At 73.4% G+C, this 25261-nt stretch carries 22 protein-coding genes and 2 tRNA genes; 9 read left to right on the top strand and 15 right to left on the bottom strand.

The window, feature by feature from the left end; translation table 11 throughout:
• Positions 1-155: 155 nt before the first annotated feature.
• A complete protein-coding gene (locus tag ACFQ53_RS16170) occupies positions 156-848 on the bottom strand; it encodes a response regulator transcription factor (RefSeq protein WP_200503201.1) in 693 nt (230 codons plus the stop codon).
• Positions 849-945: 97 nt separating this feature from the next.
• Positions 946-2136, bottom strand: coding sequence for a sensor histidine kinase (locus ACFQ53_RS16165; protein ID WP_377861495.1), 1191 nt, complete (start codon positions 2134-2136; stop codon positions 946-948).
• Positions 2137-2362: 226 nt separating this feature from the next.
• Here ACFQ53_RS16165 and phoU point away from each other — a divergent pair, with 226 nt between their 5' ends.
• Positions 2363-3037: a phosphate signaling complex protein PhoU gene (gene phoU, locus ACFQ53_RS16160; protein WP_377861492.1), complete on the top strand. Its 675-nt coding sequence runs from the start codon at positions 2363-2365 to the stop codon at positions 3035-3037.
• Positions 3038-3198: 161 nt separating this feature from the next.
• Here phoU and ACFQ53_RS16155 read toward each other — a convergent pair whose 3' ends face one another.
• From ACFQ53_RS16155 to ACFQ53_RS16120, 8 genes are all read right to left on the bottom strand, one after another.
• Positions 3199-3564, bottom strand: a complete 366-nt coding sequence (locus ACFQ53_RS16155; protein WP_377861489.1) for a DUF4235 domain-containing protein — start codon at positions 3562-3564, stop codon at positions 3199-3201.
• A 91-nt stretch (positions 3565-3655) separates the two neighbouring features.
• Complete coding sequence (locus tag ACFQ53_RS16150) at positions 3656-4696, bottom strand: LCP family protein (RefSeq protein ID WP_377861487.1); 1041 nt, start codon at positions 4694-4696, stop codon at positions 3656-3658.
• Positions 4693-5673: a tRNA (guanosine(46)-N7)-methyltransferase TrmB gene (trmB, locus tag ACFQ53_RS16145; RefSeq protein WP_377861484.1), complete on the bottom strand. Its 981-nt coding sequence runs from the start codon at positions 5671-5673 to the stop codon at positions 4693-4695. Before trmB ends, ACFQ53_RS16150 begins: the two co-directional genes overlap by 4 nt.
• 5 nt (positions 5674-5678) lie before the next feature.
• Positions 5679-6116 (bottom strand): ubiquinol-cytochrome c reductase iron-sulfur subunit, encoded by a 438-nt coding sequence (locus ACFQ53_RS16140; RefSeq protein ID WP_249480814.1) that lies wholly within the window; start codon positions 6114-6116, stop codon positions 5679-5681.
• Positions 6117-6155: 39 nt separating this feature from the next.
• On the bottom strand, positions 6156-6722 hold the full coding sequence (gene def, locus ACFQ53_RS16135; RefSeq protein WP_249480813.1) for a peptide deformylase: 567 nt from the start codon (positions 6720-6722) through the stop codon (positions 6156-6158).
• Positions 6719-7960, bottom strand: coding sequence for a YhjD/YihY/BrkB family envelope integrity protein (locus ACFQ53_RS16130; RefSeq protein WP_377861479.1), 1242 nt, complete (start codon positions 7958-7960; stop codon positions 6719-6721). The genes def and ACFQ53_RS16130 overlap by 4 nt, the downstream gene beginning before the upstream one ends.
• 106 nt (positions 7961-8066) lie before the next feature.
• Positions 8067-10619 (bottom strand): glycoside hydrolase family 65 protein, encoded by a 2553-nt coding sequence (locus ACFQ53_RS16125; RefSeq protein ID WP_377861476.1) that lies wholly within the window; start codon positions 10617-10619, stop codon positions 8067-8069.
• Complete coding sequence (locus ACFQ53_RS16120; protein ID WP_377861473.1) at positions 10616-11404, bottom strand: HAD family hydrolase; 789 nt, start codon at positions 11402-11404, stop codon at positions 10616-10618. The genes ACFQ53_RS16125 and ACFQ53_RS16120 overlap by 4 nt, the downstream gene beginning before the upstream one ends.
• 195 nt (positions 11405-11599) lie before the next feature.
• On the opposite strand from ACFQ53_RS16120, the gene ACFQ53_RS16115 reads away from it, so the two are divergent.
• Positions 11600-12259 carry an SRPBCC domain-containing protein gene (locus ACFQ53_RS16115; protein ID WP_377861470.1) on the top strand — a complete coding sequence of 220 codons (660 nt, stop codon included), beginning with the start codon at positions 11600-11602 and terminating at the stop codon, positions 12257-12259.
• Between the two features lie 45 nt (positions 12260-12304).
• On the opposite strand, the gene ACFQ53_RS16110 is transcribed toward ACFQ53_RS16115, so the two are convergent.
• Positions 12305-13048 carry an NAD(P)-dependent oxidoreductase gene (locus ACFQ53_RS16110; RefSeq protein ID WP_377861468.1) on the bottom strand — a complete coding sequence of 248 codons (744 nt, stop codon included), beginning with the start codon at positions 13046-13048 and terminating at the stop codon, positions 12305-12307.
• Positions 13049-13191: 143 nt separating this feature from the next.
• Here ACFQ53_RS16110 and ACFQ53_RS16105 point away from each other — a divergent pair, with 143 nt between their 5' ends.
• From ACFQ53_RS16105 to ACFQ53_RS16095, 3 genes are read left to right on the top strand one after another with little or no spacing between them, the layout of a single operon-like run.
• Positions 13192-14553 (top strand): MFS transporter, encoded by a 1362-nt coding sequence (locus ACFQ53_RS16105; protein ID WP_377861465.1) that lies wholly within the window; start codon positions 13192-13194, stop codon positions 14551-14553.
• 56 nt (positions 14554-14609) lie between these two features.
• Positions 14610-15332, top strand: a complete 723-nt coding sequence (locus tag ACFQ53_RS16100) for an ATP-binding cassette domain-containing protein (RefSeq protein WP_377861462.1) — start codon at positions 14610-14612, stop codon at positions 15330-15332.
• Positions 15332-16972, top strand: a complete 1641-nt coding sequence (locus ACFQ53_RS16095) for a hypothetical protein (protein WP_377861458.1) — start codon at positions 15332-15334, stop codon at positions 16970-16972. Before ACFQ53_RS16100 ends, ACFQ53_RS16095 begins: the two co-directional genes overlap by 1 nt.
• Here the strand turns inward: ACFQ53_RS16095 and ACFQ53_RS16090 are convergent.
• Genes ACFQ53_RS16090 through ACFQ53_RS16080 form a run of 3 tightly spaced genes read right to left on the bottom strand, consistent with a single transcriptional unit; the run spans position 16953 to position 20403 of the window.
• Positions 16953-18167, bottom strand: a complete 1215-nt coding sequence (locus ACFQ53_RS16090; RefSeq protein WP_377861455.1) for a PLP-dependent aminotransferase family protein — start codon at positions 18165-18167, stop codon at positions 16953-16955. The genes ACFQ53_RS16095 and ACFQ53_RS16090 overlap by 20 nt on opposite strands.
• 56 nt (positions 18168-18223) lie before the next feature.
• Entirely contained in the window at positions 18224-18769 is a 546-nt protein-coding gene (locus tag ACFQ53_RS16085; RefSeq protein ID WP_377861452.1) for a methylated-DNA--[protein]-cysteine S-methyltransferase, read from the bottom strand.
• Entirely contained in the window at positions 18766-20403 is a 1638-nt protein-coding gene (locus ACFQ53_RS16080) for an Ada metal-binding domain-containing protein (RefSeq protein ID WP_377861450.1), read from the bottom strand. The genes ACFQ53_RS16085 and ACFQ53_RS16080 overlap by 4 nt, the downstream gene beginning before the upstream one ends.
• Before the next feature lie 175 nt (positions 20404-20578).
• On the opposite strand from ACFQ53_RS16080, the gene ACFQ53_RS16075 reads away from it, so the two are divergent.
• Both ACFQ53_RS16075 and ACFQ53_RS16070 read left to right on the top strand, forming a co-directional pair.
• Entirely contained in the window at positions 20579-21781 is a 1203-nt protein-coding gene (locus tag ACFQ53_RS16075; RefSeq protein WP_377861448.1) for a Dyp-type peroxidase, read from the top strand.
• Positions 21778-22581: a family 1 encapsulin nanocompartment shell protein gene (locus tag ACFQ53_RS16070; protein ID WP_249480801.1), complete on the top strand. Its 804-nt coding sequence runs from the start codon at positions 21778-21780 to the stop codon at positions 22579-22581. Before ACFQ53_RS16075 ends, ACFQ53_RS16070 begins: the two co-directional genes overlap by 4 nt.
• A gap of 188 nt (positions 22582-22769) precedes the next feature.
• Here the strand turns inward: ACFQ53_RS16070 and ACFQ53_RS16065 are convergent.
• Positions 22770-22843: transfer RNA gene (locus tag ACFQ53_RS16065), tRNA-Gly, on the bottom strand.
• A gap of 240 nt (positions 22844-23083) precedes the next feature.
• Between ACFQ53_RS16065 and ACFQ53_RS16060 the strand changes: the two genes are divergently transcribed.
• Both ACFQ53_RS16060 and tig read left to right on the top strand, forming a co-directional pair.
• Positions 23084-23157, top strand: a tRNA-Pro gene (locus ACFQ53_RS16060).
• Positions 23158-23246: 89 nt separating this feature from the next.
• The gene (gene tig, locus ACFQ53_RS16055) at positions 23247-24974 is read left to right on the top strand and encodes a trigger factor (protein WP_377861444.1); all 1728 of its coding nucleotides are present in this window, start codon (positions 23247-23249) and stop codon (positions 24972-24974) included.
• Positions 24975-25261: the final 287 nt, after the last annotated feature.

Raw genomic sequence — 25261 nt, 5'->3', positions numbered from 1 at the left:
GCGGGGGGGGGCCCCTGGGCGGGGGGCGGGGGCGCGGGCGGGGGCGCCCCCGCCCCGCGCCCCCCCCCCCCCGCCCCACTGTTGTTGGGGGCCCCCCCCCCCGGGGGGGCCGCCCCGATCCATGTGCGGGGGAGGCTCGCTGAGCGCTCCGGGGCTCAGCGCTCGAGGGCCTCGAACTTGTAGCCCAGGCCCCGCACCGTCACCAGGTGCACGGGGTTCTTCGGGTCGGGCTCGATCTTCGCGCGCAGGCGCTTGACGTGGACGTCGAGGGTCTTCGTGTCGCCCACGTAGTTCGCGCCCCACACCCGGTCGATGAGCTGTCCGCGGGTGAGCACGCGGTCCACGTTGCGCAGCAGCAGCTCGAGCAGCTCGAACTCCTTGAGGGGCAGCGAGACGTCCTCGCCGCGCACCGTCACCACATGGCGCTCGACATCCATCTCGATGCCGCCCGCGCGCAGGGTCACGTCTTCCTCGTCCTCGCCGGTGTCCTGGCCGCGGCGCAGCACGGCCTTGATGCGGGCCAGAAGCTCGCGCGAGGAGTAGGGCTTGGTGACGTAGTCGTCGGCCCCGAGCTCGAGCCCGAGGACCTTGTCGAACTCGTCGTCCTTGGCCGTGAGCATGATGACCGGGACGCTCGAGGTGCGGCGGATCTCGCGGCACACCTCGGTGCCGCCGATGCCGGGGAGCATGAGGTCCAGCAGGACGAGGTCCGCGCCGTGGGTCGAGAAGATCCGCAGCGCCTCGTTGCCGGTGCCGGCGACGGCGACCTCGTACCCCTCCTTGCGCAGGGAGTAGGCGAGGGGGTCGGAGAACGACTCCTCGTCCTCGACGATCAGGATCCGCGTCATCGGCGTCCTCTCTCTCGTGCGGCGGCGCCGCGCTGGATGGATGATACAGAGGCTGACGCGTCGGCGGGGCCGACGACGTCCGGAGCGGCGTGGAGGATCAGGACTCCTCCGCCGCAGGTCTGCCGCCCTGGCCCACCGTGACCGCGTCGGTGCGCCCCATCTCGGGGATGCGCAGCACGAACGTGGACCCCTGGCCCTCCATCGACCAGGCGGTGACCTCGCCCCCGTGGTCGGTGGCGATGTGCTTGACGATCGCGAGGCCCAGGCCCGTGCCGCCCGTGGAGCGGGAGCGGGCGCGGTCCACGCGGAAGAAGCGCTCGAAGACCCTCTCGAGGTCCTCCTTGGAGATGCCGATGCCCTGGTCCTTCACGGCGATCTCGACCATGCCGCTGTCGCGGCGCACCGAGACGCCCACGCGGGTCCCCTCGGGCGAGTAGGCGATCGCGTTGGAGATCAGGTTCGACAGCGCCGTGGTGAGCATCGTCGTGGAGCCGTAGACCTGCAGGCCGGAGGACGCGCCGCCGCTGAGCTCGATGTCCGAGCCGAGGGCGAGGTTGCGGTTGGCGCTGAGCGCCTCCTCGACCACGTCGTCCACGTCCACGGCGCTCGCGTCGGGCAGCGCCGAGGCGCCCTGGACGCGCGAGAGCTCGATGATCTCCTGCACGAGGTGGGAGAGGCGCTGGGACTCGGTCTGCATGCGCTGGGCGAAGCGGCGCACGGCCTCGGGGTCGTCGGCGGCGTCCTCCATCGTCTCCGCCAGCAGCGTGATCGCGCCGACGGGCGTCTTCAGCTCGTGGGAGACGTTGGCGACGAAGTCGCGGCGGGTCTCCTCGACGCGCACCGCGCGGGTGCGGTCCTCGGCGAGCAGCAGCACGCCGTGGGAGCCGAGGGTCCCCAGCCGCACGTCGATCACGGACTCGGAGTCCTCCGGGCCCTGCCGACGGATCGTGAGGCGCTCGTCGCGGTAGCCGCCGTTGCGGGCCACGTCCGCCGCGAGCTCGACGAGCTCCTGGTTCGCCAGGCGCGGGTAGTCGCCGCTGCTCGCGCGCACGATCCCGTACGAGTAGGCCAGCGGCGAGACCCGCAGCACGTCGCCGCCCGCATCGAGCACCACGTATGCCGTGGAGAGGATCGCGAGGACCTCGGAGGCGGACTGGGGGACGACCGCCGTCCCCGTGGGCGAGGGGGTCTGCGAGGGCCGGTCCTGGCGCACGAGCGACAGCGTCGCCGCACAGCCGATCACGAGGCCGATGGCCCCGGCGAGGACGAGGAGGACGGACGCAGGCACGCCCCCATCGTAGAGGCAGGTGAACGGCGCCGAATCACCGCGGCAGGAGTCGGGGCGGGCGGGTCGGCAGGAGTTCACGAAGCCGTGCCCTCGCGTTCACATAGGGTTGCGACCATCGGACGTCAGCACGCACGCGTCCCGGTGGCACGACCGCCGGGGCGGCCGCGACGGCCGGACGGCCACGACGGGGATACGGCCACCACGGCCATGAGGAGAAGAGGGGCACATGCGCGAGGCCTACAGGAGCGACCTGCGACACCTGGTCGAGGATCTGGTCGAGATGCTCGACCTGGTCCGGTCGGGGCTTGCGGACGCCTCGACGGCGCTGCTCGAGGGGGATCTCGCCCTGGCGGAGAGGGTGATTGCCGCCGATTCGCACATCGACGACGATCAGATGCAGATCGACGAGAAGATGATCGAGCTGCTCGCACGGCAGGGACCCGTCGCGAGCGACCTGCGGCTGCTGGTCGCCGGACTCCGGATGAGCTCGACCATCGAGCGGATGGGCGACCTCTCCGCGCACATCGCGATCGTCGCCCGCCGCAGCCACCCGCAGCTGGGCGTGCCCGAGCGCCATCGCGAGGAGTTCCAGCGCCTGGGCGAGCTCGCCCTCGGTGCCGTGACCTCGAGCGCGAAGGTCATCAGCGACAACGATCTGGCGCTGGCCGCGCAGGTCGAGAAGGACGACGACGAGCTCGACTCCCTGCAGTCCGAGATCTACCGCTCGATCGCCCGCAACGACGACTACTCGAGCGCCGAGGTCATGAATCTGACCCTGCTCGCCCGCTACTACGAGCGGATCGGGGACCACGCCGTCTCGCTCGTGCGCCGTGTGGGCTTCCTGGTCACCGGCGACACCCTCGACTCGCGGGGCGCGCTGGGGGATCCCGACGAGGAGTGAGAGCGCGCGCCGACGAGGCGCACAGCATGCAGAACGGGGCCCCGACCGATCCGGTCGGGCCCCGTTCTGCATGTCGCGGGGGCTCGGGTCGCGGGGGCTCGGGTCGCGGCGGCACGGGCCGCGGCGCCCGGCGCCGCGGGGGAGATCAGCCGCGCACCCGCTCAGCCGCGGTTCGCGCGCGGGCGGCGCTCGGTGATCTTGCGCGCCCCCACCTCGGTGCCGTTGCGGGCGGCCTGACGGATCGCCTGCAGGACGACCCCCGTCAGCAGGGTCCACACGATGATCTGCCAGGCGGGACGCTCGTTCTCGGGGTCCGTGATCGCCTTGACCTCCTGCTTGGAGGCGCCGGACTTCTTGGCCTCCTTGCGGGCGGCCTTCGTCTCCTTGGCGGAGCGCTTGATGTTCTTGTTCGTGGGGGCGTCGTCGTCGACGACGGCGTTCCACACCGCGGCGATCACCTTCTGGCCGACGATGCCGGCGGCGATCGAGGCACCGGTCATCGCGATCTTCACCAATGGGTTGGGCACGTGAGCCTCCTGCTCGGTGTGGGGTCGATGTCGGGGACGGTCCGATGGTACCTGCGCGACCTCGGTGCTCGCCCCGGCACCCGGCTCGCTCCTAGTACTCGCCCTCGTGGTCGGCGAAGTACTCGTCCATGGTGTCGTCCTTCAGGGCGGTGCGCAGGGCCTTGGTGTCCTCGTCCTCGGTGGCCACGACGCTCGCGCCGCCCGAGGTGGTGTACGGATCGCCGTGCGGGACGCCCAGGTAGCGGATGTCGTCGCCGCGGATGCCGCGCATGGAGAGCCCCAGGCTCACCAGGGCGCTGCCGGTGAGGTCGTCGTCCGTGGTGAGGTACGGGGAGATCACGTCGACGGTCTCGGAGATCTTCGAGGGGCTCGACAGCGTGTCCCGGCTCAGCAGCTCGGAGACGATGCCCTGCAGCAGCGCCTGCTGGTTGCGGTTGCGCTGGAAGTCGCCGTCGGAGAACGCCTTGCGCTGTCGCACGAAGGTCAGGGCGGTCTCGCCGTCCATGTGCATCGAGCCCTGGGTGAAGGTGGTGCCGTCGGCCGTGAAGTCCTGGCTGACCTGCACGTCGACGCCGCCGAGCGCGTCGACCAGCCCCTGGATGCCCTCGAAGTCGATGAGGGCCGCATGGTCGATGCGGGTGCCCGTGAAGTCCTCGACGGTGCTCACCGCGAGCGGCACCCCGCCGAAGGCGAGCGCCGCGTTGATGCGGTCCTTGCCGTGGCCGGGGATGTCCACGTACAGGTCGCGCGGGAAGGACATCACGTAGGCGCCGCTGTGGTCCTCGGGGATGTGCACGAGCATCATCACGTCCGAGCGCTGCCCCGAGACGTGCTCGGCGGCGGCGTCCTCCGCATTGCGCTTGTCGGAGCCCAGCAGCAGGATGTTCTCCCCGCCGGCGTCCTCGGGCCGGTCGCCGTCGGAGGCGCCGCGGTCGATGCTCACCGTGGTGCGCTTCTCGTAGGAGCCGTTGAGCGAGGCAAGGTAGCGGCCCGCGATGACGCCGACCACGGCGATCAGCACCACCAGGATCAGCAGGATGATCAGCAGCGCGCGTCGCCTGCGGCGGCGGGGCGGGCGCGCGTCTCCGTCCTGCTCCCAGTCGCCGGGCAGGTCGATGTCGGGCTCGCTCATGGTGAGGTCTTCCGGGGTCGGGCCGACGGGCGGCGGGGGATCGGGATCGGGCCCGCGCTGCGTGCGCGGGACGAGGGTGCGAGGAGGGGCCGACGGGGTCGGTCCTGCGTCCCCGGGGCGGGCTCAGGCGCCCGACGCGGGCGCTTCCGGGTCAGGTAGCCCGGCTCCGGGCGCGATCCGCGGACCTCGTACGCGAGATCCCAGACCAGGCGGCCCGCGTCGAGCGCCTTGCGCTCGAAGCTCGTGAGCACGCGGCCCCCGAACCGCGGCGCCCAGCCCCGCTCCGGAGTCTCCTCGGGCACGGTGTCGCTGGGCTCGCCGGCGGGCCGCGGACCCCCCGGGTGCAGGGATCCCAGGCGCGGGTCCGCGTCGAGGACCGTGCGCATGTGCACGGCGTACTCGGCCCAGTCCGTCGCCAGGCGCAGCACGCCGCCTTCGGCCATCAGGGGCAGCACGGCGTCCAGCAGGGGCGGGTTGACCAGGCGCCGCTTGTGGTGGCGGGACTTGTGCCAGGGATCGGGGAAGAAGATCCAGAGCTCCCGGATCGACCCGGCGGGCAGCAGCGTGGGCAGGGAGTGCAGCGCGTCCAGCGGGACGAGGCGCACGTTGCCCGGCGAGCCCGCGCGCTCGATGCGATCCAGGGACTGCGCGATGCCGGGCAGGTAGACCTCGAACGCCAGGTGGTCGCGCTCCGGATGCGCGGCGGCCGCCGCGGCGATGTTCTCGCCCTGGCCGCTGCCGATCTCGACGACGAGCGGGACGGTCCCGGCCAGGTCGCGGCCGAAGACCTCGCGGGGGTCGAGGCGCGCACCGGGAGCGGGGATCGTGTCGCGCTCGCCGCGGGGCACGTCCAGGACGAAGTCGTCGGCGAGGCGGTCCCAGGCCTCCTGTCGGCTGCGGGAGAGCCGCGTCCCGCGGCGCACGAAGGAGACGACGTCGCGGCGCGGACGGTCGGACGAGGCGGTCTCGGGCACCATCGCGCTCAGCGGACGCGCTTGAGGTCGTCGCCGTCGACCTCCACGGTGACCTCCGGCAGCGGATCGGCGGCGGGTCCGCGCAGCACGTCGCCGGAGGAGGCGTCGAAGCGCGACCCGTGGCAGGGGCAGTCGAGCTCGGCGCCGTCGTGGCCGACGGCCAGTGCGCAGCCCTGGTGGGTGCAGTAGCCGGACAGGGCCGTGACGTCGCTGCCCGAGCCGCGCACGATCGCGACGTAGGGCTCCTGGCCCCCGAAGTTCACGAGCGTGGTCGCGTTCTCGGGGATCTCGGAGAGCGCGACCGCATCGTCGGAGGCCTGCACCGGGTCCGCATTGCCGAAGCCCTCGTCATCCGGTCCGCACGCGGCGAGGCCGGCAGTGGCGGAGGAGCCGAGGGCGAGCGCGCCCAGGGCGCGGCGACGGGAGAGGCAGGGGCGGCGATCCATGTCCGCCAGGATACTCAGCGGGCCGGTGCGGGGCGGGGATCAGACCTCGTCGGCCGCGAGCTGTCGCGGATCCCACGTCAGCAGGCCGCGGGCGCGCCAGCCGCGCGCGGTGACGGCGTCGAGCGCCTCACGGCGGGCGGTGGGGGAGAGGCGATCGAGGTAGAGCGTGCCGTCGAGGTGATCGGTCTCGTGCTGGAGGCAGCGCGCGAGGACGCCGCCCTCGTCGCTCACCTCGACCGGCTCCCCCTCCAGGTCGATGCCGGTGACGCGGGCGCCCGTGAAGCGGGCCGTCGGCCAGCCCAGTCCGGGGACGGACAGGCAGCCCTCGATCGACTCCTCGTCCAGCACCAGCTTCCCGAAGCGCTCGAGACGCGGGTTGACGACCACGCCGCGGCGCTCGACGCCCGCGGCGTCCTCGCACGCGTAGACGAAGATCCGCCAGCGCGCCCCGACCTGGGTCGCGGCGAGGCCCGCGCCGTCGGCCGCGTCGTTGGTCTCGAACATGTCGGCGACCAGGGTGCGGATGTCCTCGGTGACCTCGCGGACCCGTCGGGTGGGTCGTTCGAGGGCGCGGTGGCCGAGGATCGTGATGGGGCGGACGGTCACGGACGGTCTCCTGAAGGGTCTGCGGGGGAATCGGCGGGGGACGGGGGCTGGGATGCGTCCGCGGGCGCGGGCGCGGTCTCGGTGGCGGACCCTGAGGCGGCCCCTGAGGCGGAGGGCGCGCTCGGGCGCGTCGGGGTGTGCTCGGCGGGCGTCGGGGCGAGCGCCGCCGGGCGCGCGATCACGGGCACGGGCTGCTCGGGCCCCGTGTGCACGGCGCTGCGGCGGGGAGGGTTGATCGCGAAGGGGCTGCGGGCGTCCACGATCGCGACGCTGCGGGGCGCGCGCAGCGGCTCCCCGCTGTTCGCGGACTCGCTGACCCGCCGGCCCACCTCCTCGTTGTGGTCCGCGACCCCGGCGAGGAACTCGAGGGAGTGGGAGGCGTGGGTCTCCAGGGCCAGGTGGTGCCAGGCCGGCAGCCCCGAGGCGATCTGGCGGGCGCGCAGCAGCTCGGCGTCCAGGGCGGCGCCGGCGACGATCACGATGTTCGCCAGCCACAGCAGCAGCAGGATCCCGATCGCGCCGTTCAGCGCGGGCAGCAGGTCGGAGATCCGGGTGAGCTCCCCGGTGAGCCGCCCCAGCAGCTGGGCGGCGCCGAACAGGAGCAGCACCGAGAGGGTCGAGCCGACCGTCATCACCCGGTACCGCGGGAGCTTCACGTTGGGGAACAGGTAGTAGGCCAGCGAGACCGCGACGATGAGGATCGCCAGCAGGATCGGCCACTTCACGACGTTCCAGACGTCGAAGGCGATGCGCGGGATGCCCACGAGCTCGCCGACGCGCTGGGTGGCCTCGCCGCCCACGGTGACCACGCCCGCGATCATCAGCACCATCACCACGGCCAGCACGGTCTCCCCGAACACGATCGTGCGGAACCACAGGAACGGCCGCCCCTCGCGGGTGTCGTAGACGTGGTGCAGGGCGCGATGGAAGGCGGCCATCCCGTTGGAGGCAGAGAGCAGCGCGCCCAGCGTGCCCAGGATCAGTCCCAGCACGCCGCCGCGCGTCGTGGACAGCGCCAGCAGAGCGCGCTCGTAGGGGTTCGGATCGACGCTCGGGAACACCTCGGTGACCAGGTCGCCGAGGGTGTCGACCGTGCGCTCCTGGATGCCCAGCATGGAGACCATGGAGATCATGGCGATCGCCGCCGGCAGCACCGAGAGCAGCATGTAGAAGGTCATGGTCCCGGCGACGTCCCACACCTGGATGTCGATCAGGCGGATCCGCACGCGGTCCAGCACGTGCCAGATGCTCAGCCGCGGCCGGTCGATCGTGACCTCCCGACGCGCCCTGCCCCTCACCGGCGCGGGCCGACGGGGTGCGCGCCCCGGGCCCGCGCGGGAGAGCTCATGCCCGCGCCTCCTGCTCCTCGTGCCGGCCGTCCGGATCCTCGGTGACCACGGGGAACTCCCACGGGGAGTCCGGGTCCGCCGGGACCGAGGAGGTGAGGATCGAGCCGTCGGCCCGCCGGTCACCGAGGCCCACGGGCTCGCTGAGATCGGTGTCGTCGAGCCGCGGGCCCTGGTCCTCGAGGTCGACTCCCGCGCCCTCGGCCGTGATCCGCACGCTCTGCCCGCGCACGGAGACCTCGATCTCGGGGCCGTCCTCGAGGGTGAACTCGATCCGCTTCTGGGTCACCCGCGTGCTGACGCGCGATCCGCGCACGGTGAGCGGGAAGACGAGCTCGGGCCAGGAGACGGGCAGACGCGGGTCGAAGCTGATGGCGCCGTCGTCCTGGCGCATGCCCCCGAAGCCGTGCACGAGCGCGTTCCAGACGCCGCCCGCGGAGGCGATGTGGACGCCGTCGGCCGTGTTCCCGTGCAGGTTCGCGAGATCTGCGAACAGTCCTGCGTGGAAGTAGTCGAGGGCCGCGCGGTGGTGGCCCACCTCCGAGGCGACGATCGACTGCACGACCGAGGACAGGCTCGAGTCGCCGGTGGTGATCGGGTCGTAGTACTCGAAGTCGGCGCGCTTCTCCTCGAGCGTGAACTCGCTGCCGCGCAGGAACAGCGCGAGCACCACGTCGGCCTGCTTGAGCACCTGGAAGCGGTAGATCACCAGCGGATGGAAGTGCAGCAGCAGCGGCAGCGCCTCCGGCGGGGTGGCAGGGAGGTCCCAGACCTCCTTGTCGAGGAAGGAGTCGTCCTGCGGATGGATGCCGAAGGCCTCGTCGCGGCCGACGTGCATGCCCTCGGCGCACGCCTCCCACTGCGCGGGCTCGGCGTCGTCGAGATCGATCTTCGCGGCCAGGTGCTCGTACTCGACCGGGTTGCGCTCGCGCAGGGAGCGCACCGCCTCGGCCGCACGGCGCAGGTTGAAGCGCGCCATCACGTTGGTGAACATGTTGTTGTTCACCACGGTCGTGTACTCGTCCGGGCCGGTCACCCCGTGGATGTGGAACTCGTGGCGGTCGTCGCCGTGGCTGCGCCAGAAGCCCAGGTCCGCCCACATGCGGGCGGTTTCGGCGAGCACCTCGATGCCCTCGCGGTCGTAGAACTCGAGGTCGCCGGTGACGTCCGCGTACTGGGCGAGGGAATGGGCGACGTCCGCGTCGATGTGGTACTGCGCGGTGCCCGCCGCGTAGTACGCGGAGGCCTCGTCGCCGTTGATCGTGCGCCAGGGGAAGAGGGCGCCGCGCTGGTTGAGCTCGCGCGCCCGCTCGCGGGCCTTGTCCAGCAGGTCCACGCGGAAGCGCAGCGCGTTGCGCGCCCAGCGCGGCGAGGTGAACGTCAGGAACGGCACGACGTACACGTCGGTGTCCCAGAAGTAGTGGCCCTCGTAGCCGGAGCCGGTGACGCCCTTCGCGCCCACGCCCAGGCCGTCGGCCCGGGCCGTGGCCTGGGCGAGCTGGAACAGGCACCAGCGCACGGCCTGCTGCTCGACGGGGTGGCCGGGGATGCGCACGTCGGTGCGCCCCCAGAAGTCCTCGAGGAACGAGCGCTGCTCGGCCTCGAAGTGCGCGAGGCCGTCCTGGCGGACCCGGTCCAGGGTGCGCCGGCAGCGGTCGAACAGCTCGCGCACCGGAAGGAACGCCGAGGAGTGGTAGGAGACGGCCTTGGTGATGCGCAGGGTGGAGCCCGGCACCATCTGGGTGCGGAAGACGTGCTTGCCCTGGTCGGGCTCGGTGGAGACCAGCTGCTCGACCTCGAGGTCCGAGTACACGCTGTGGTCCGCGCCGATCGCGAGCGACATGTCGGAGTCCGCGGTGCGATAGCCCAGCAGCATCCGGCGCTCGCTGTGCCAGTCCTGGTGGGGGATCAGCACGCGGTGGTCGAAGGTCGTGGTCCGGCGAGGGTCGTCCTTCTGCGCGGTGCGGCCGTGGACGCCGAAGTCGTCGCTGCCGTCCTGGCGGTTGATGACCTGCGAGGAGACGGCGACCGGCGCGCTGCCGTCGAGCATCTCCAGCTCCATCGTCATCTGCGCGAGATGGCGGTGGGTGAAGGAGATCATGCGGCTCGTGCGCACGCGGATGCGCTTGCCCGCGGGCGTGCGCCAGATCAGGTCGCGGCGCAGGACGCCCTCGCGGAAGTCGATCGCGCGCTCGTAGGTCTCGAGCTCCGCGGTGTCCACGAGCAGCGGCTCGTCGTCCACGTACAGCTTCATGACGGTCGAGTCCGGCACGTTGACGATGGTCTGGCCGGTGCGGGCGAAGCCGAAGGCGGACTCGGCGTGGTTGATCTGCCAGGTCTCGTGGAAGCCGTTGATGAAGGTGCCGTGGGCGTGGACCGGCCGCCCCTCCTCGGGGGTGCCGCGCATGCCCAGGTAGCCGTTGGCGACGGAGAAGAGGGTCTCGAGCTGGCCGAGGTCGCCGCCGGGACGCGACTCCACGAGCCGCCACTCGTCCACGGGCAGGTGCTGGCGGTCCACGGGGTCGCCGGTGATCACGTCGCGGGGGTTCATGCGCGCTCCTCGCTGGGGATGAGTCGGTCCAGGTCCTCGACCACGAGGTCGGCCCCGGCGGAGGCGAGGGCCTCGCGGCCGGCGCCGCGGTCCACGCCGACGACCGCCCCGAAGCCGCCCGCGGAGCCCGCCCGCACGCCCGAGACGGCGTCCTCGTAGACGACCGCGCTCCCCGGCTCGACGCCCAGGGAGCGGGCGGCGTGGACGAAGGTGTCCGGGGCGGGCTTGCCCGGCAGCCCCTCCTGCTCGGCGACGTTCCCGTCGACCACGATCTCGAAGCGCTCGCGCAGGCCGGCGCCGGTGAGCACCTCCTCGGCGTTGCGCGAGCTCGAGACCACCGCGAGGCGCGCGGCGGCGGGCAGCGCATCGAGATAGGCGACGGTGCCGGGGTAGGGGGCGACGCCGTCGCGGCGGATCAGCTCGAGCACGCGGGCGTTCTTGCGATTGCCCAACCCCCGGATCGTCTCCTCGCCCTCGGCCTGGTCGGAGGGGTCGTCGGCCTCGCCCTCGGGCAGGGTGATCCCCCGCGAGGCGAGCATCTCGCGCACCCCGTCGTAGCGGGGGCGGCCGTCGACGTGCGCGAAGTAGTCGGCGTCGGTGTACGGCTCGGCGACGCCGCGCGAGGCGAGGAACTCGGAGAACATCTCGTCCCATGCGGCCATGTGGATCTCGGCCGTGGGCGTGATGACGCCGTCGAGATCGAAGAGATGGACGGGGAGGCTCTGCGGGGAGCGGCCGGGGGAGGAGGCGGGCGGCGGGCTCTGGGGCGTAGGGCTCGGATGCACGCACTCCATGCTAGATCCACGCGCGCCGTCGACCGCGGACGGGCCGCCGCATGTCGAGGATGTGACGTGCGCGCGGCGGGTCGTGCACACCGGGTGCCGGACCCTGGCGGGTCGCCTCGCGTCCGGCGTACGATCTGGTCGCCTGCGTCACGGCAGCGCCACACCCCTCGAGCCTCTCCCCTGCAAGGAGCACGGATGACCGCTTCTGCGGCAGACCCTCTCGTCGACGCGGTCCGAAGGACCCTCGACATCGTCCCCGGAGAGGACGCGTTCGGCGTCACCTCCACCCTCTCGACGAATCTCGCACCGGCGCCCGTGCGGCTCTGGCCCCTGCTCACCGATCCCGCGCAGCTCGTGCAGTGGTACGGCCCGGTCACCGGGGACCTCCGCGAGGGCGGCAGCTTCCGGGCGCCCGCCGCGAGCGGCCGCGTGCTCGAGGTCGAGGCGCCCCATGCCCTCCACCTCACCTGGGAGTACGAGGGGCGCCAGGACGATCTGCTGCTGCGGCTGGACCCCGTGGACGACGGCTCGACCTCCCTCGAGCTCGTGCACACCACCGCCATGGACCCGGGCGTCTTCGCGCAGTTCGGGCCCGGCGCGCTCGCCGTCGGCTGGGACCTCGCCCTCCTCGGCCTCGCGGCCTTCAGCCGCGGCTGGGAGGACATGTGCGGCCGCCCCGTCCCGCTCCCCACCCCGCAGTGGCTCGCGAGCGACGAGGGCCGCGGATTCGTGCGCGCCTGGTCGATCCGCTGGGCCGCCGCCTCGACCGCGGCGGGCACCGATCCCGACCAGGCCCGCCAGGGAGAGATCGCGACCACCGCCGCCTACGGCGGGGCGAGCCCCGCCGCCGTCTGAGCGGACGCCGCCGGCTCCGGAGCGTACGGCTCAGCAGCGGCCGGCTCAGGAGTCGACGGCGACCGCCCGCACCCGGGCTCGCGGATCACCCGCGACGAGCGCCTGGTCCACGAGCGCCCGGGCGAGGTCCTCGCGCGGGATCGCGCGGGTGCGCGGGTCCTGCGGATCGGCCGCCGCGCCGTCGGCCCGCACCAGGCGGGGCGAGCGCGTGCCGAGAAGATCGGTGAGCCGACCGGCGCGCAGCAGCGTCCAGTCCAGGCCGCTGCCCGCCACGAGCATCTCGCAGCGGCGCAGATCGCGGGCGCGCGCCGTCTGGTCCGCGGCCCCGCGCAGCTCGCGCCCGAGCTCCCCGAGCACGCGGCGCAGCGAGCGGTCCACGCGCGGGGACGCGGGATCGCCGTGCAGGGCGAGCGAGGACGAGGCGACGAGCCGGGGGACGTGGCGTCGGCGCATCCCGCGGATCACGCTCATGACCAGGTCGACATCGTCCGCGCCGGGGCCCGCGTCCGCGGAGCGGCCCGCCGCGGCGGTGTCGGGATCGAGGGCGAGGACGACGGCGTCGGCGCCCTCGAGCGCGTCGAGCAGGCCGACCGGGTCGCCCGGGTCGATGCGCACGAGCATCTGGGCGGGGGAGATGCGCGCGGGTCGCGAGGGATCCTCGGCGGCGCTCACCACCTCGAGGGAGCGCAGCAGCGCGTCGCGGGCGACGGCCTCGCCGAGCAGCCCGTCGGCCCCGAACACCGCGATCCGAGGGTGGACAGGGGTGGGGTCGGGGCGCGCGCTGCTCATGGGACCACGGTATCCCGGAGGTGACCCGCGGGTATCCCGCCCCCGGACGCTCCGGGCCCTCCCCGTCCGCCCCGTCCTCCCGCGCCTCCCGCGCGGATGGACGGTCTTTGCCCTGGCGAACGATCAGATGGGAGAGTAAGGGCGTGACATCGCGCCCCTCCTCCGCCCCCGAGAGGCTCGGAGGAGGGGACGCCCGCACCGTGATCCGCTCCCTCGTCGGCCCGGTGTACGCACCCACCCTCATCGAGGCCTCGGGCAGCAACGCGCTGCTTCCCGTGATCCCTCTGCTCGCGCTCGCGCTGGGGTTCTCCGTGCCGATGACGGCCGCGATCACGCTGGTCTTCGGCATCGCCGCGGTCCTGGGGCCCATCCCCTCGGGCCGGCTCATGGACCGGGTGGGCGCGCAGCGGGCGCTCGTGGGCACGGGCGTGGTGCTCGTGGTCACCAACCTCGTGGCGCTCGTGGTCATCGGCCGCGGACTCGCCGAGGGGCCGACCCTCGTCCACCGCGTCATGCTCGTCGTGCTGCTCGTGGTGATGGCCACGAGCTCCCAGGTGTGGGCGCTCGGGCGCCAGTCCTATCTCGGAGGGGCGCTGCCCGCGGCCGTCCGCGCGCGGGGGATGACCCTGTTCGGCGGCATGATGCGCATCGGCCAGGTCGTCGGCCCGCTGCTCGGCGCGGGCGTGACGGCGCTGGGCCACGAGAGCTGGGTCTTCGCCCTGTTCGCCGTGCTCAGCGGGGCGGCGACGATCATGGTCGCGGTGTTCATGGTGCCGGGCGAGGGCCGACGGGCGCCGCGAGCGAACGCGACAGCGGGCGGGGCCGCCGGCCGCTCCCGGGGCGCTCCGGCCCGGGCGGATGCGCCCCGACGCAGCGCCGCCCGCTCGCGCCTGACCCGCGGGGTGCTCGCCCGCATGCTCGTGGTCGGCCTGGGCATCACCCCGCTGATGATGGCGCGCGTGAACCGGCCGACGATCGTCCCGCTGCTCGGCGCCGTCCTCGGGGTCGACGCCACCACGATCTCCATCATCTTCGGCGTCTCCGCCGTCCTCGACATCGCACTCGTGGTGCCGGCCGGCGTGCTCATGGACCGCTTCGGCCGCGCCGCCGTGGCCGTGCCGTGCTCGCTCATCATGGGCGCCGGCTTCGTGCTCATGGGGGTGCTCGCCCTGCGCGCGGGCACGACCGGCGGCTCCGTCGCCGTGCTCGCCCTGCTGATCCCGAGCCTGCTCATCTCGCTGGGCAACGGACTGGGTTCGGGCATCGTGATGACGCTCGGCATCGACGTCTCCCCGGTGCACGGGCGCACCACGTACCTGGCCTGGTGGAACACCATGATCGGCGTGGGCCGGCTGACCGCCCCGCTGCTGGTCACCGTGATCACCCTGCTGGCACCGGTGGCCGCCGCGGCGATCGCGAGCGGCGTGCTCTGCCTCGGCGGCGGGGCCTGGCTCGCCCGGGTGCTGCCGCGGCACACGCCCGCCCCCGAGCCGCGACGGGGCTGAGACCGGACGACGATCGTCGGATGCGCGGGACGGCCCCCATGAGGTTCCATCGGTGCATGCCGCGCACCCCGAGCACCTCGCCGTCCCCGCTCGTGCTCTTCGAGGACGTGGCCGTTCTCCAGGACGACGTGCTCATGCTCGACGACGCCACCGGGTCCGTCGACGCCCGCGGCGTGCTCGCCCTGCGCGGCCCCAACGGCGCGGGCAAGACCACCCTGCTGCGCGTGCTCGCCGGCCTGCTCGCACCGACCACAGGGAGGGTGCGCATCGCGGGCAGGGCGCCCGACGACCGCGACAGGGAGTTCCGCCGCGCGCTCGCCGCCCTCATCGGCCCTCCCATGACCGCGCGCGACCTCACCATCGCCGAGCACCTGCGCTTCGTCGCCGCCACCTGGGGCAGCGGACCGCGCGCCGCGGGCGAGGCCTCCGACGCCCTGCTCGAGGAGCTCGGCATCGCCGCGCTCGCCCGCCGGTACCCGCACGAGCTCTCGAGCGGGCAGTCCCAGCTGGTCGCGATCGCCCTCACCCTCGCCCGACCCTCCCGGGTGCTCGCCCTCGACGAGCCCGAGCAGCGCCTGGATCCCGACCGCCTGGAGCGCGTGATCGACGCCCTCGCACGGCGCGCGGAGGGCGGCGCCGCGATCGTCGTCGCGACCCACAGCCCCCGCCTCGCGGAGGCCCTCGCCACGAAGACCGTGGAGCTCGCGGGCGACGCGGAGGACGACGGCCCGGACGCCGGTGAGAGCGCGCACGACGGCGACGCGGACGGGGCGCGCTGATGGCCGACCCGGCCGCGCGGGATCCGGCCCTGCAGAACGCCGCCGAGCAGGATCTCGCCGTGCAGGACCGCGCCGCGAAGGACGCCGTCGCACGGGTCTGGGCGGCCCGGGCGAACGCCCGCGGCGCCCTCGACCTCGCCTATCTCCTGTACCTGGTCGTGATCACGATCCTCGTGATCGCCGTGCCGCTGCTGCGCGAGCTCGGCCTGCTTCTCGCCCGTCCCGACGTGCTCCCCGTGATCTCCGCCCCCGCGGCGGGCGGCCTCGTGACCGCCGGGCTGCTCCTCGCGGCGGGACTGCTCGTCCTGCTCGGGGCGAGCCGCGGGCCGGCGGTGCTGCCGCCGTTCTTCGTGGTCACCCTCGCCTCCTCGCACCGTCCGCGGCGCACCGCCCTGGTGCGGCCCTTCGCCCGCACGGGCGCGGCGCTCGCGATCGGACTGCTCGCGCTCGCCGGCGTGATCGGCTGGGTGCTCGTGCTCGGAGGGGCGACGAGCCCGGCCGGGGCCGTCGCCCTGGGGATCGCGGGCCTCGGCACGACGGCGCTCCTCGAAGGCGCGTGGCTCGCCGGTCAGGTCCTGCCCGGGGGAGGGCGCCGCGTCCTCGCGCTCGTGCTCGGCCTCGCGGGCGCCGGCGCGGTGCTCGGGACGGTGCGCGGCGGCGCACCGGTCCGGCACCTGCTCGCGCTCGCGTATCCGGTCGGGGGAGCGGGCGCGGGCGTCCCGTGGGTCGCGGCGCTGGCCGTCCTCGTCCTCGGGCTGCTCGTGGCGATCCTGTGCGTTCCCGCGCTCGACCGCGTGCGCGGCACGGTGCTTTTCGAGCAGGCCACGCGCTGGGAGTCGGCGCTCACGAGCGCGCGCAGCGGTGACCTCGCGGCGGCCGCCGGCACCTATCGGGTGCGGCCCTCGGCGGGCCGCCGCCTGCCGGCCGTGCGGGCGGGCGCGCGGAGCGCGGGACTCATCGGCCTCTACCTGCGGCGTGATCTGGTCGCGCTCGTGCGCACCCCGGAGCGGCTCGTCCTCGGCGTGCTCGGCGTCCTCGCCGCGAGCATCCTCCTGGTGGCCGCCCGGGTGCTGACGGGGCCGCTCGGGTTCGCGGCGCTCGTGCTCGGGGCGCTCCTGCTGTGGAGCGCGAGCGGCGTGTTCGTCGACGGCCTGCGCCACGGCGTCGAGTCCCTCGGTGCGCCGCGCCTGCTCGCGCAGGGCGTGGGCGCCCAGGTCCTCCTGCACTCCCTCGCGCCGCTGCTCGTCATCGGCCTGCTCAGCGTGCTCGGCTCCGGCCTCGGGGCCCTCGTGCTGCCGGACCCGGGACCGGGAGCGGGCACCGTCGGCGCGCTCGCCGTCGTGCTCGCCCCGGCGCTCGTGCCGCTGATGATCATCGGACGGGCGCGCGACGCCGCGAAGGGGCCGATGCCCCTCGCGCTCGCCACCCCGATCCCGACGCCGCAGGGCGACGCCTCGATCCTCCCGCTCGTCGCCTGGCAGGCCGACGCGATCCTGTTCGCGCTGCTCGCCGCGGGCCTGCTGTTCCTCGCCCTCGGGGCGTCCTGGGCCTGGGGGATCGGACTGTGGGCGGTCGCCGGGGCGCTGCTCGCGAGCGATGCGCGACGACGCGTCCAGGAGCTCAGCCGCGGCGGGCGATGACCTCTCCCAGGCGGCCCACGCCGTCCGCGATCACCTCGGGGGAGTGGGTGACGAAGCTCAGGCGCATCGTCGAGCGGTCCGCGTCCTCGGCGAAGAACGACCAGCCGGGCAGGTACGCGACCCCCGCGGAGACCGCGTCGGCCAGCAGGTCCTGCGCATCCCAGCCCTCGCCGAGTGCGGCCCACAGGAACATGCCGCCCTGCGGGCGCGTGACGTGCGCGCCCTCGGGGAGCCGGCCCGTGAGGGCGCGGGCCATCGCGTCCCGTCGCTCGCGGTAGACCTCGATGACCTTCGAGACGTGCGCGTCGAGGTCCTTGGTCTCGAGGTAGCGGGCCACCGTGAGCTGGTCGACCACGGAGGACTGCATGGAGATCGCGGCCTTCGCGACGGCCAGGGTGTCCAGGATCGGGCCCTCGGCCCGGATCCAGCCGATGCGCACCCCCGGGCTCATGAGCTTCGACATCGACTTCATGAGCAGGGTGCGCGAGGACATGCCGGGCTCGGACGCGATCGGCGCGAAGCGCTCGCCGTCGAAGGACAGCTCGCCGTAGGGGTCGTCCTCGATGAGGGGGACGTCGTGGCGACGCAGCACGTCCGCGACCTGTGCGCGGCGCTCGGCGGACATCGAGCGCCCGGTGGGGTTCTGGAAGGTGGGGATCAGGTAGACCAGGCGCGGGTGGTGTGCGCGGATCGCGGCGTCCAGCGCGTCGGGCAGCACGCCGCCGTCGTCCGTCTCCACCCCGACCATGCGCGCCCCGTGCACGGCGAAGGCCTGCACCGCGGCGAGGTAGGTGGGGGACTCGACGAGCACCACGTCGCCCGGCTCGATGAGCGCCTCCGCGGCGACGAACAGCCCCTCCTGCGAACCCGAGGTGACGCGGATCTGGGAGGCGTCGGTGGGCAGCTCGCGCGAGAGCCGGCGCGCGGCCTGCTCGCGCAGCTCCGCCTCGCCCTCGCTCACCCCGTACTGCAGAGCGCGCGTGCCACGCTCGCGCAGCACCCAGTCGTAGCACTCGGCGATGTCCTCGAGGGCGAACAGGGACGGATCGGGGATGCCCCCGGCGAAGGAGACGACGTCGGGCCGGGCGGCGAGGGAGAAGATGTCCTTGAGCGGCGAGCTGGCCATCCCGGCGTAGCGGGCGGCGACGGGGAAGGCGAAATCGGAGGTGCTGGCCGAGCTCATCTGCGTGGACATGGGGACATGCTCGCACGCGGGCGACGGCCGGCCGCGCAGGGCGCGATGTGAGGCTCTCAGGCGCCGAGCACGCCCTCGATGCGCAGCAGCGCCTCCTTCGTGCCGATGCCTCCCGCGTAGCCGGTGAGGGAGCCGTCGGCCGCGACCACCCGGTGGCAGGGCACGAGGATCGAGATCGGGTTCGCGCCGACGGCCGCGCCGACCGCCTGCGCGGCGCGCGGCGAGCCGATCTGCCGGGCGAGGGACCCGTACGTGGTGGTGTCGCCGAAGGGGATCCGGCGCAGCTGCTCCCACACGCTGCACTGGAAGGCCGTGCCCTCGAGGCGCAGGGGCACGTCGAACACGGTGCGGGTGCCCGCGAGGAAGTCGAGCAGCTGCTGCGAGGCCTCCTCGAGCAGCGGATCCTTCCCGGTCACGTGGGGGCCGAGGCGCTCGGCGCGCGGGAAGTGCGCCTGGGCCTCGCGCCAGACGCCGGTGACGGCGTCGCCGTCGGCCGTGCGACGGGCCGCGATCAGATAGCGGCCGACGGGGGTCTCGACGGCGAGATGGCGCGCGGGGTGCGAGGCGGAGGCTTCGGCGGAACGGGTGGTCGTGCGGTTCATGAGGTGCGTGTCCTTCGGGTGCGGCGGACGGGTGGCAGGGAGGCGGCGTGATGCCACAGGTGCAGGCTCGCGTACGAGCGCCAGGGGGCGGCGGGTGCGAGGGACGTGGGAAGGTCGTCGAGGTCGTCGGCGAGGCCGAGGTCGCGGGCGGCGGCGAGCAGGGCGACGTCCCGTGGGGGAGCCAGGTCGCTGCCGCGGGTGCCGCGCAGCAGCGCGTACCCGGCGGTCCACGGGCCCACGCCGGGCAGCGCGAGCACGGCGTCGTGGAGCTGCGCGGGATCCAGGGCGTCGGCGTCGGGGGTCTCGGTGAGCGCGCCGACCAGGGCACGGCGGCGGGCACCGGGTCCGCGGTACCAGTCCGCGGCGCGGGCGGCGGCCTCCGCGGGCGTCGGGCCCAAGCGGTGCACGCCGCCCACGTGCAGCGAGGACGGCAAGGCCTCGCCGGCGAGGTCCGTGGCGCGCGCGATCTGGTCACGGGCCTGGGCGGCGGTGATCTGCTGCCCGACGATCGCCCACATCAGCGCGTCGGCGAGCGAGGGCAGTCCGGGCAGGCGCACCCCGGGCCTGGCCGCGACGAGCGGTGTGAGGGCCGGCAGGGAGCGCGGGAGCGCCTCGTCGATGCCGAGCGGATCCGCGTCCAGGTCCAGCAGTCGCCGCGCGAGGCCGACCGCGGCGCCGTAGTCGCGCACGTCGGCCAGGTGCATGGTGGCCGGCAGACGCGCCGTGCCCGCGCTCGCGAGGTCGGGCCCGGTGCCCGTGACGGAGGGACCGGCGCCCGCGGGGGAGGGGTCGGCGCCCGCGGGCGAGGAGCCCGTGCCCGGCAGCGACGGCAGCGCGACCTCGAGCACGGCGGGGCCGTGGGGGAGGCGCACGGCGGATCGCCAGACGGGGGCCGCACTCTCCCCGACCTCGTCGGTGACGACCTCGTCGACGCCGGGCACGGCGCGCGCGGCGAACCAGCGGGCGAGCCCGTCCCCGTCGAAGGGGAGGCGCACCGCCAGGCGCGCCCGCAGATGGGCGGCGCCGTCGGCCGCGGGTCCCGTCGGCCCGTCGGCCCGTGCCCTGTCCCGCCCCCTGTGCTCGCGGACGGTCGAGGGCGCGTGGCCGAACACGGTCGTGAACGTGTCGTGGAGCTGGCGCTCGCTGCCGAACCCAGCGGCGAACGCGACCCGCGAGAGCGGGAGATCCGTCTCCAGGACGAGGTCGTGGGCGCGCCGGGCACGGCGCATGCGCGCATGGGCGAGGGCGCCCGCCCCGGTGCGGGCGCTGAGCGCCCGGTGCAGCGTGCGCTCGGAGACCGCGAGGCGCGCTGCGAGCTGCGGCACCGAGCCGTCGTCGAGCGCGCCGCCGTCGATGAGGCGCAGCGCGCGGCGCGCGAGATCGCCGGCGGGGTCCTCGTCCGGCGATCCGGGCGGGGCCGACGGGCCGCAGCGCTTGCAGGCGCGGAAGCCCGCCTCGACCGCCGCCGCGGCCGACGGGGCGAAGTCGACGTTCGCGCGCGCCGGGGTGCGCGCCGGGCACGAGGGGCGGCAGAAGATCCCCGTCGAGCGGACGCACGTGAAGAACGTGCCGTCGAAGCGGGCATCCCGCGCCCGGATCGCGGCGAAGCGCTCGTCGTCCGTCATCTCGTCCATGCCCCCAGTGAACCCCCTGCGCACCAGCGGCGCCAGCGGGAATCGGACACTGCGGCGGGGAACGTCGGTCTGCTCTCGCCGACCCTGCATGCGGCCCTCGGGCGAGGGTCTAGCCTGTGAGACGGACGGGGCGCGCATGCCTCGGCCCGCGGTCGACGAGCAGGGGAGACAGCACGTGGACGATCTGAGCGCACCGATCCCGCAGAGGATCCTGCGGCCGCTCACCGAGTCGGCGATCTTCCTCGTCCTGACCATCGACGAGGGCGGCGAGGACGGCGTGCGCGAGGTCCTCGACGGCTTCACCGGAACCCTGCGCACCGTGCGCTCGCGGATCATCGCGGCCGACCTCGGCTGCGTGGCGGGCATCGGCGCCCGCGCCTGGCCCCGCCTGTTCTCCGGCCCCGCGCCGAATGGGCTGCGCACCTTCCCCGCCCTGTCCGGGAAGGTCCACGACGCCCCGTCGACCCCCGGCGACCTGCTCTTCCACATCCGCGCGCACCGCATGGACATGTGCTTCGAGCTCGCCGGCCAGCTCATGCGGCAGCTGCGGCCGTTCACGACCGTGCAGGACGAGGTCCACGGGTTCCGCTACTTCGACTCCCGCGACGTCATCGGCTTCGTCGACGGCACCGAGAACCCCGAGGGCCGCGAGGCGCAGCAGTTCGTGCTCCTCGACGAGGACGCGGACCCCGACTTCGTCGGCGGCAGCTACGTGACCGTCCAGAAGTACGTGCACGACATGGGCGGCTGGGAGCAGCTCGCCGTCGAGCACCAGGCCGACGCCATCGGCCGCCACAAGTGGGACAACGTCGAGATGGACGACGAGACCAAGCCCGCCGACTCCCACACCGCCCTCACCGTCATCGAGGACGCGGACGGCACGCAGCTGAAGATCGTGCGCGACAACATGCCCTTCGGGAGCGCCGCGGCCGACGAGTTCGGCACCTACTTCATCGGCTATTCGCGCGACCTCGACGTCACCGAGCAGATGCTGCGCAACATGTTCCTGGGGGATCCCGAGGGCACGAACCACGACCGGCTCCTGGACTTCTCGACCGCGCTCACCGGCACCCACTTCTTCGTCCCCGCCCTCGACTTCCTCGACGACATCCCGCCCGCGCGGGAGGACGGGGCCGACGGGGGCGAGGGCGCCGACGGGGACGAGGGCGCCGACGGGGGCGACGAGCCCCGGGCGGATGCCGGCGCGGACCCCTCCGGTCCGTCCAGGTCCTCGGACCCCGCGACCCCTGCCTCTCCGGGTCCCGCCGAAGGATCGCTGGGCATCGGGGCTCTCGAGCCGACCGCCCCGCACGACCTCGCCCCGCACGCCACCGCCCCGCACGACCCCGGCCCCGCCGGGACGAAGGAGACGCCATGAACAACCTGCATCGCGAGCTCGCGCCGATCTCCGCGGCGGCGTGGGAGGACATCGAGGACGAGGCGAAGCGCTCGTTCCGCCGCAACATCGCCGGCCGTCGCCTGGTCGATGTGAGCGGACCCCACGGTCTCGACCTGGCCTCGGTCACCACCGGTCACCGCCACCGGGTGGACCTGGGTCTCGAGGGCGTGCGCGCGAGCCTGCGCGAGTCCCAGCCGATCACCGAGCTCAAGGTCCCCTTCACGATCAGCCGCGAGGCGATCGACGACGTCGACCGCGGCGCGCAGGACCCTGACTGGGATCCCGTCGTCGACGCCGCCCGCACCATCGCGCTCGCCGAGGACCACGCGATCTTCAACGGCCTCGACGCCGCGCACATCACCGGCATCACCCCCGGGGCGACGTCGCTCGCGCATCATCTGCCCGAGGACGTGCGCGACTACCCTGACGCGGTCTCCCGGGCGATGACCGCGCTGCGACTGGAGTCGATCGACGGCCCCTACGCGCTCGCCCTCAGCGCCGACGCCTACCGCGAGGTCAACGAGACCACCAACCACGGCTACCCGATCATCGAGCACCTCCGGCGCGTGCTGGACGGCCCGATCGTGTGGGCCCCCGCGATCGAGGGCGGCGTGCTGCTCTCGCGCCGCGGCGGAGACTTCGAGCTGACCATCGGCCAGGACGTGTCGATCGGCTACTCCGCGCACGACGCGGACACCGTGACGCTCTACTTCCAGGAGTCGATCACGTTCCTCTCGTACACGCCGGAGGCCGCGGTCCCGCTGCTCGCGGCGGAGTGACCGGCAGCGGTGCTCGGGACGATTCCGCGCCGAGGACCCGGTGGTTCCGCCACGGGATCCTCCCCGACGGGCCTCGCGGGCGTCGACGGCCGCAGCGAGCCGATGATCGTCGGGGCGACGACATGCGAAGAGCCCCGGACCGTTCGGTCCGGGGCTCTTCGACGTCCCGCGGCTGCGGGTGGTGGAGCTGGAGCGGGCGACGGGAATCGAACCCGCGTCATCAGTTTGGAAGACTGAGGCTTTACCATTAAGCTACGCCCGCGTGACCAGCGCAGATGCTGTTCCCCAGCACCCTTTTCGGGTGCTCTCGAACATCGGCACCCCGGGAGCCGAGCGGCTCGTCGGAGGTTCGCTGCATCGTGTGCGGCCGCTCCTATTAGACCAGAGGTCAGGGCCGCGGTGCACCTCGCCCCGGGCTGCGGAGGCATGTCTCCCATCACAGGTGCCGGACGCGGCCGGGAGCGTGCAGGGGCGACCAGGTAGGATCTGGTGGGTTGCCCTCCGGGGTGTAGCTCAGCTTGGTAGAGCACCCGCTTTGGGGGCGGGATGCCGCAGGTTCAAATCCTGTCACCCCGACCCGTGGCCGGGTCGCCACCGTGCCGAGTCACCGGGGCGGCGCCACCGGACAAGTCCAGATCACCGATAGACCTCAGGGAGACCTGCACGTGAAGACCGAAGCCGAGAAGCTCAGCCCGACCCGGGTGAAGCTCACCGTCGCTGTGCCGTTCGACGAGCTGAAGCCGGCCGTCGAGGCGGCAACGAAGAAGATCGCCGATCAGGTGCAGATCCCGGGCTTCCGCAAGGGCAAGGTCCCCACGCGCCTGGTGGAGCAGCGCTTCGGTCGCCCGGCGATCATGCAGGAGGCCGTCAACGACGCTCTGCCGGAGTTCTACCAGAAGGCCGCGACCGAGTCGGAGATCCGCCCGCTGGGCCGTCCCGAGGTCGAGGTCACCGAGATCCCGGGCCTGGACGGCACCGACGCCGGTGACCTCAACTTCACCGTCGAGCAGGACGTGCGCCCCGAGTTCACCCTCCCCGAGCTCTCCGACGTGGTCGTCGAGATCGAGGAGCCCACGGTCGACGACGACGCCGTGCAGGTGCGCCTGGACGCTCTGCGCGAGCGCTTCGGCACCCTCGTGGGCGTCGACCGTCCCGCGCAGGACGGCGACTTCGTCTCCCTCGACATGACCGCGAAGGTCGGTGACGAGGAGGTCGAGTCCGTCGAGGGCGTGTCGTACCACATCGGCGAGGGCAACATGCTCGACGGCCTGGACGAGGCGCTCATCGGCCTCTCGGGCGGCGAGACCACGACCTTCACCTCGAAGCTCGCCGGCGGCGACCGCGCCGGCGAGGACGCCGACATCACCGTCACCGCCCAGAGCGTGAAGGTGCGCGAGCTGCCCGAGGCCGACGACGAGTTCGCCGAGATGGCCTCCGAGTTCGACACCATCGACGAGCTCAAGGCCGACCTCAAGGACCAGGCCGTGAAGGACGCCGAGGGCAACCGTGTGGCCCTGGCCCGCAACGCCTTCCTCGACAAGCTCGTCGCGGACCTCGACCTGCCCGTCCCGGATCAGCTCGTCGAGGACGAGATCGCCCAGCACCTCGAGAACGAGGGCAAGGAGTCCGGCGACCCGCACGCCGAGGAGATCCGCGAGGACACGATCTCCGGCATCCGCGCGCAGTTCGTGCTCGACGCGCTCAACGAGACCCGCGAGGTCCAGGTGGAGCAGGAGGACCTCATGTCCTACCTGAGCCAGCTCGGCGCCCAGTACGGCATCGACCCCAACCAGCTCATCTCGATGCTGGCGCAGTCCGGCCAGCTCGAGCAGGTCTTCGCCGAGGCCCAGCGCTCCAAGGCCCTCGACGTGGCCCTCGCCGACATCACGGTGAAGAACACCGCCGGCGACGTGCTCGACCTGGGGCTGGCCAAGGCCGACTCCGCCGATGCCGATGCCGATGCCGATGCCGATGCCGAGGGTGACGCCGAGGCCGAGGACGCCGAGGAGGCTCCCGCGAAGAAGGCGCCGGCCAAGAAGGCCCCCGCGAAGAAGGCTCCCGCCAAGAAGGCCCCGGCCGCGAAGTCCACCGCCTCGAAGTCCACCGCTGCGGCGGAGGACGCCGAGGGCGAGGAGAAGACCCCGGCGAAGAAGGCTCCGGCCAAGAAGAGCGCCGCCGCGAAGTCGACCACCTCGACCGCCGCCAAGAAGACGACCGCCGCGAAGTCCACGACCTCGAAGACGGCCGCCTCCAAGACCACCGCGTCGAAGTCCGCCTCGACGAAGACCACCGCGTCGAAGTCCACGGCCGCCAAGAAGCCCGCCGCATCCAAGGCGACGTCGGCCAAGTCCACGGCGGCCAAGAAGTCCGAGGAGTCCGCCGAGGACAAGTGATCCTCGCAGGACCCCACCCGGGCCGCGTCCGCTGAGACGCCCCGGGACACCGGGAACCGGGCCGCCCGCCGGAGAGATCCGGTGGGCGGCCCGTTCCCGGTGTCTGTGGGGTTGTGTCGTGGAGTGCGCCGGAGTCGGTTCGCCAGGGGAGGGGCACGACGGCCAGGGCGGTCACGACCGGTGAAGAGGCGTGATCGGCGCCCTGGCTGAGTCGTGAGTTCCAGGCAGTGTCCTCCAGTGGTTCTCCAGCGGTGCATGGCGGACGCCTCTGCCACCGGTGGCAGAGG

The organism is Brachybacterium sp. NPDC056505 (genome assembly GCF_042794925.1).
In the GTDB taxonomy this organism is placed as follows: Bacteria; Actinomycetota; Actinomycetes; order Actinomycetales; family Dermabacteraceae; genus Brachybacterium; species Brachybacterium kimchii.
The sequence above is the reverse complement of the archived record's forward strand: the minus strand, read 5'-3'. Positions and strand labels throughout refer to the sequence as shown.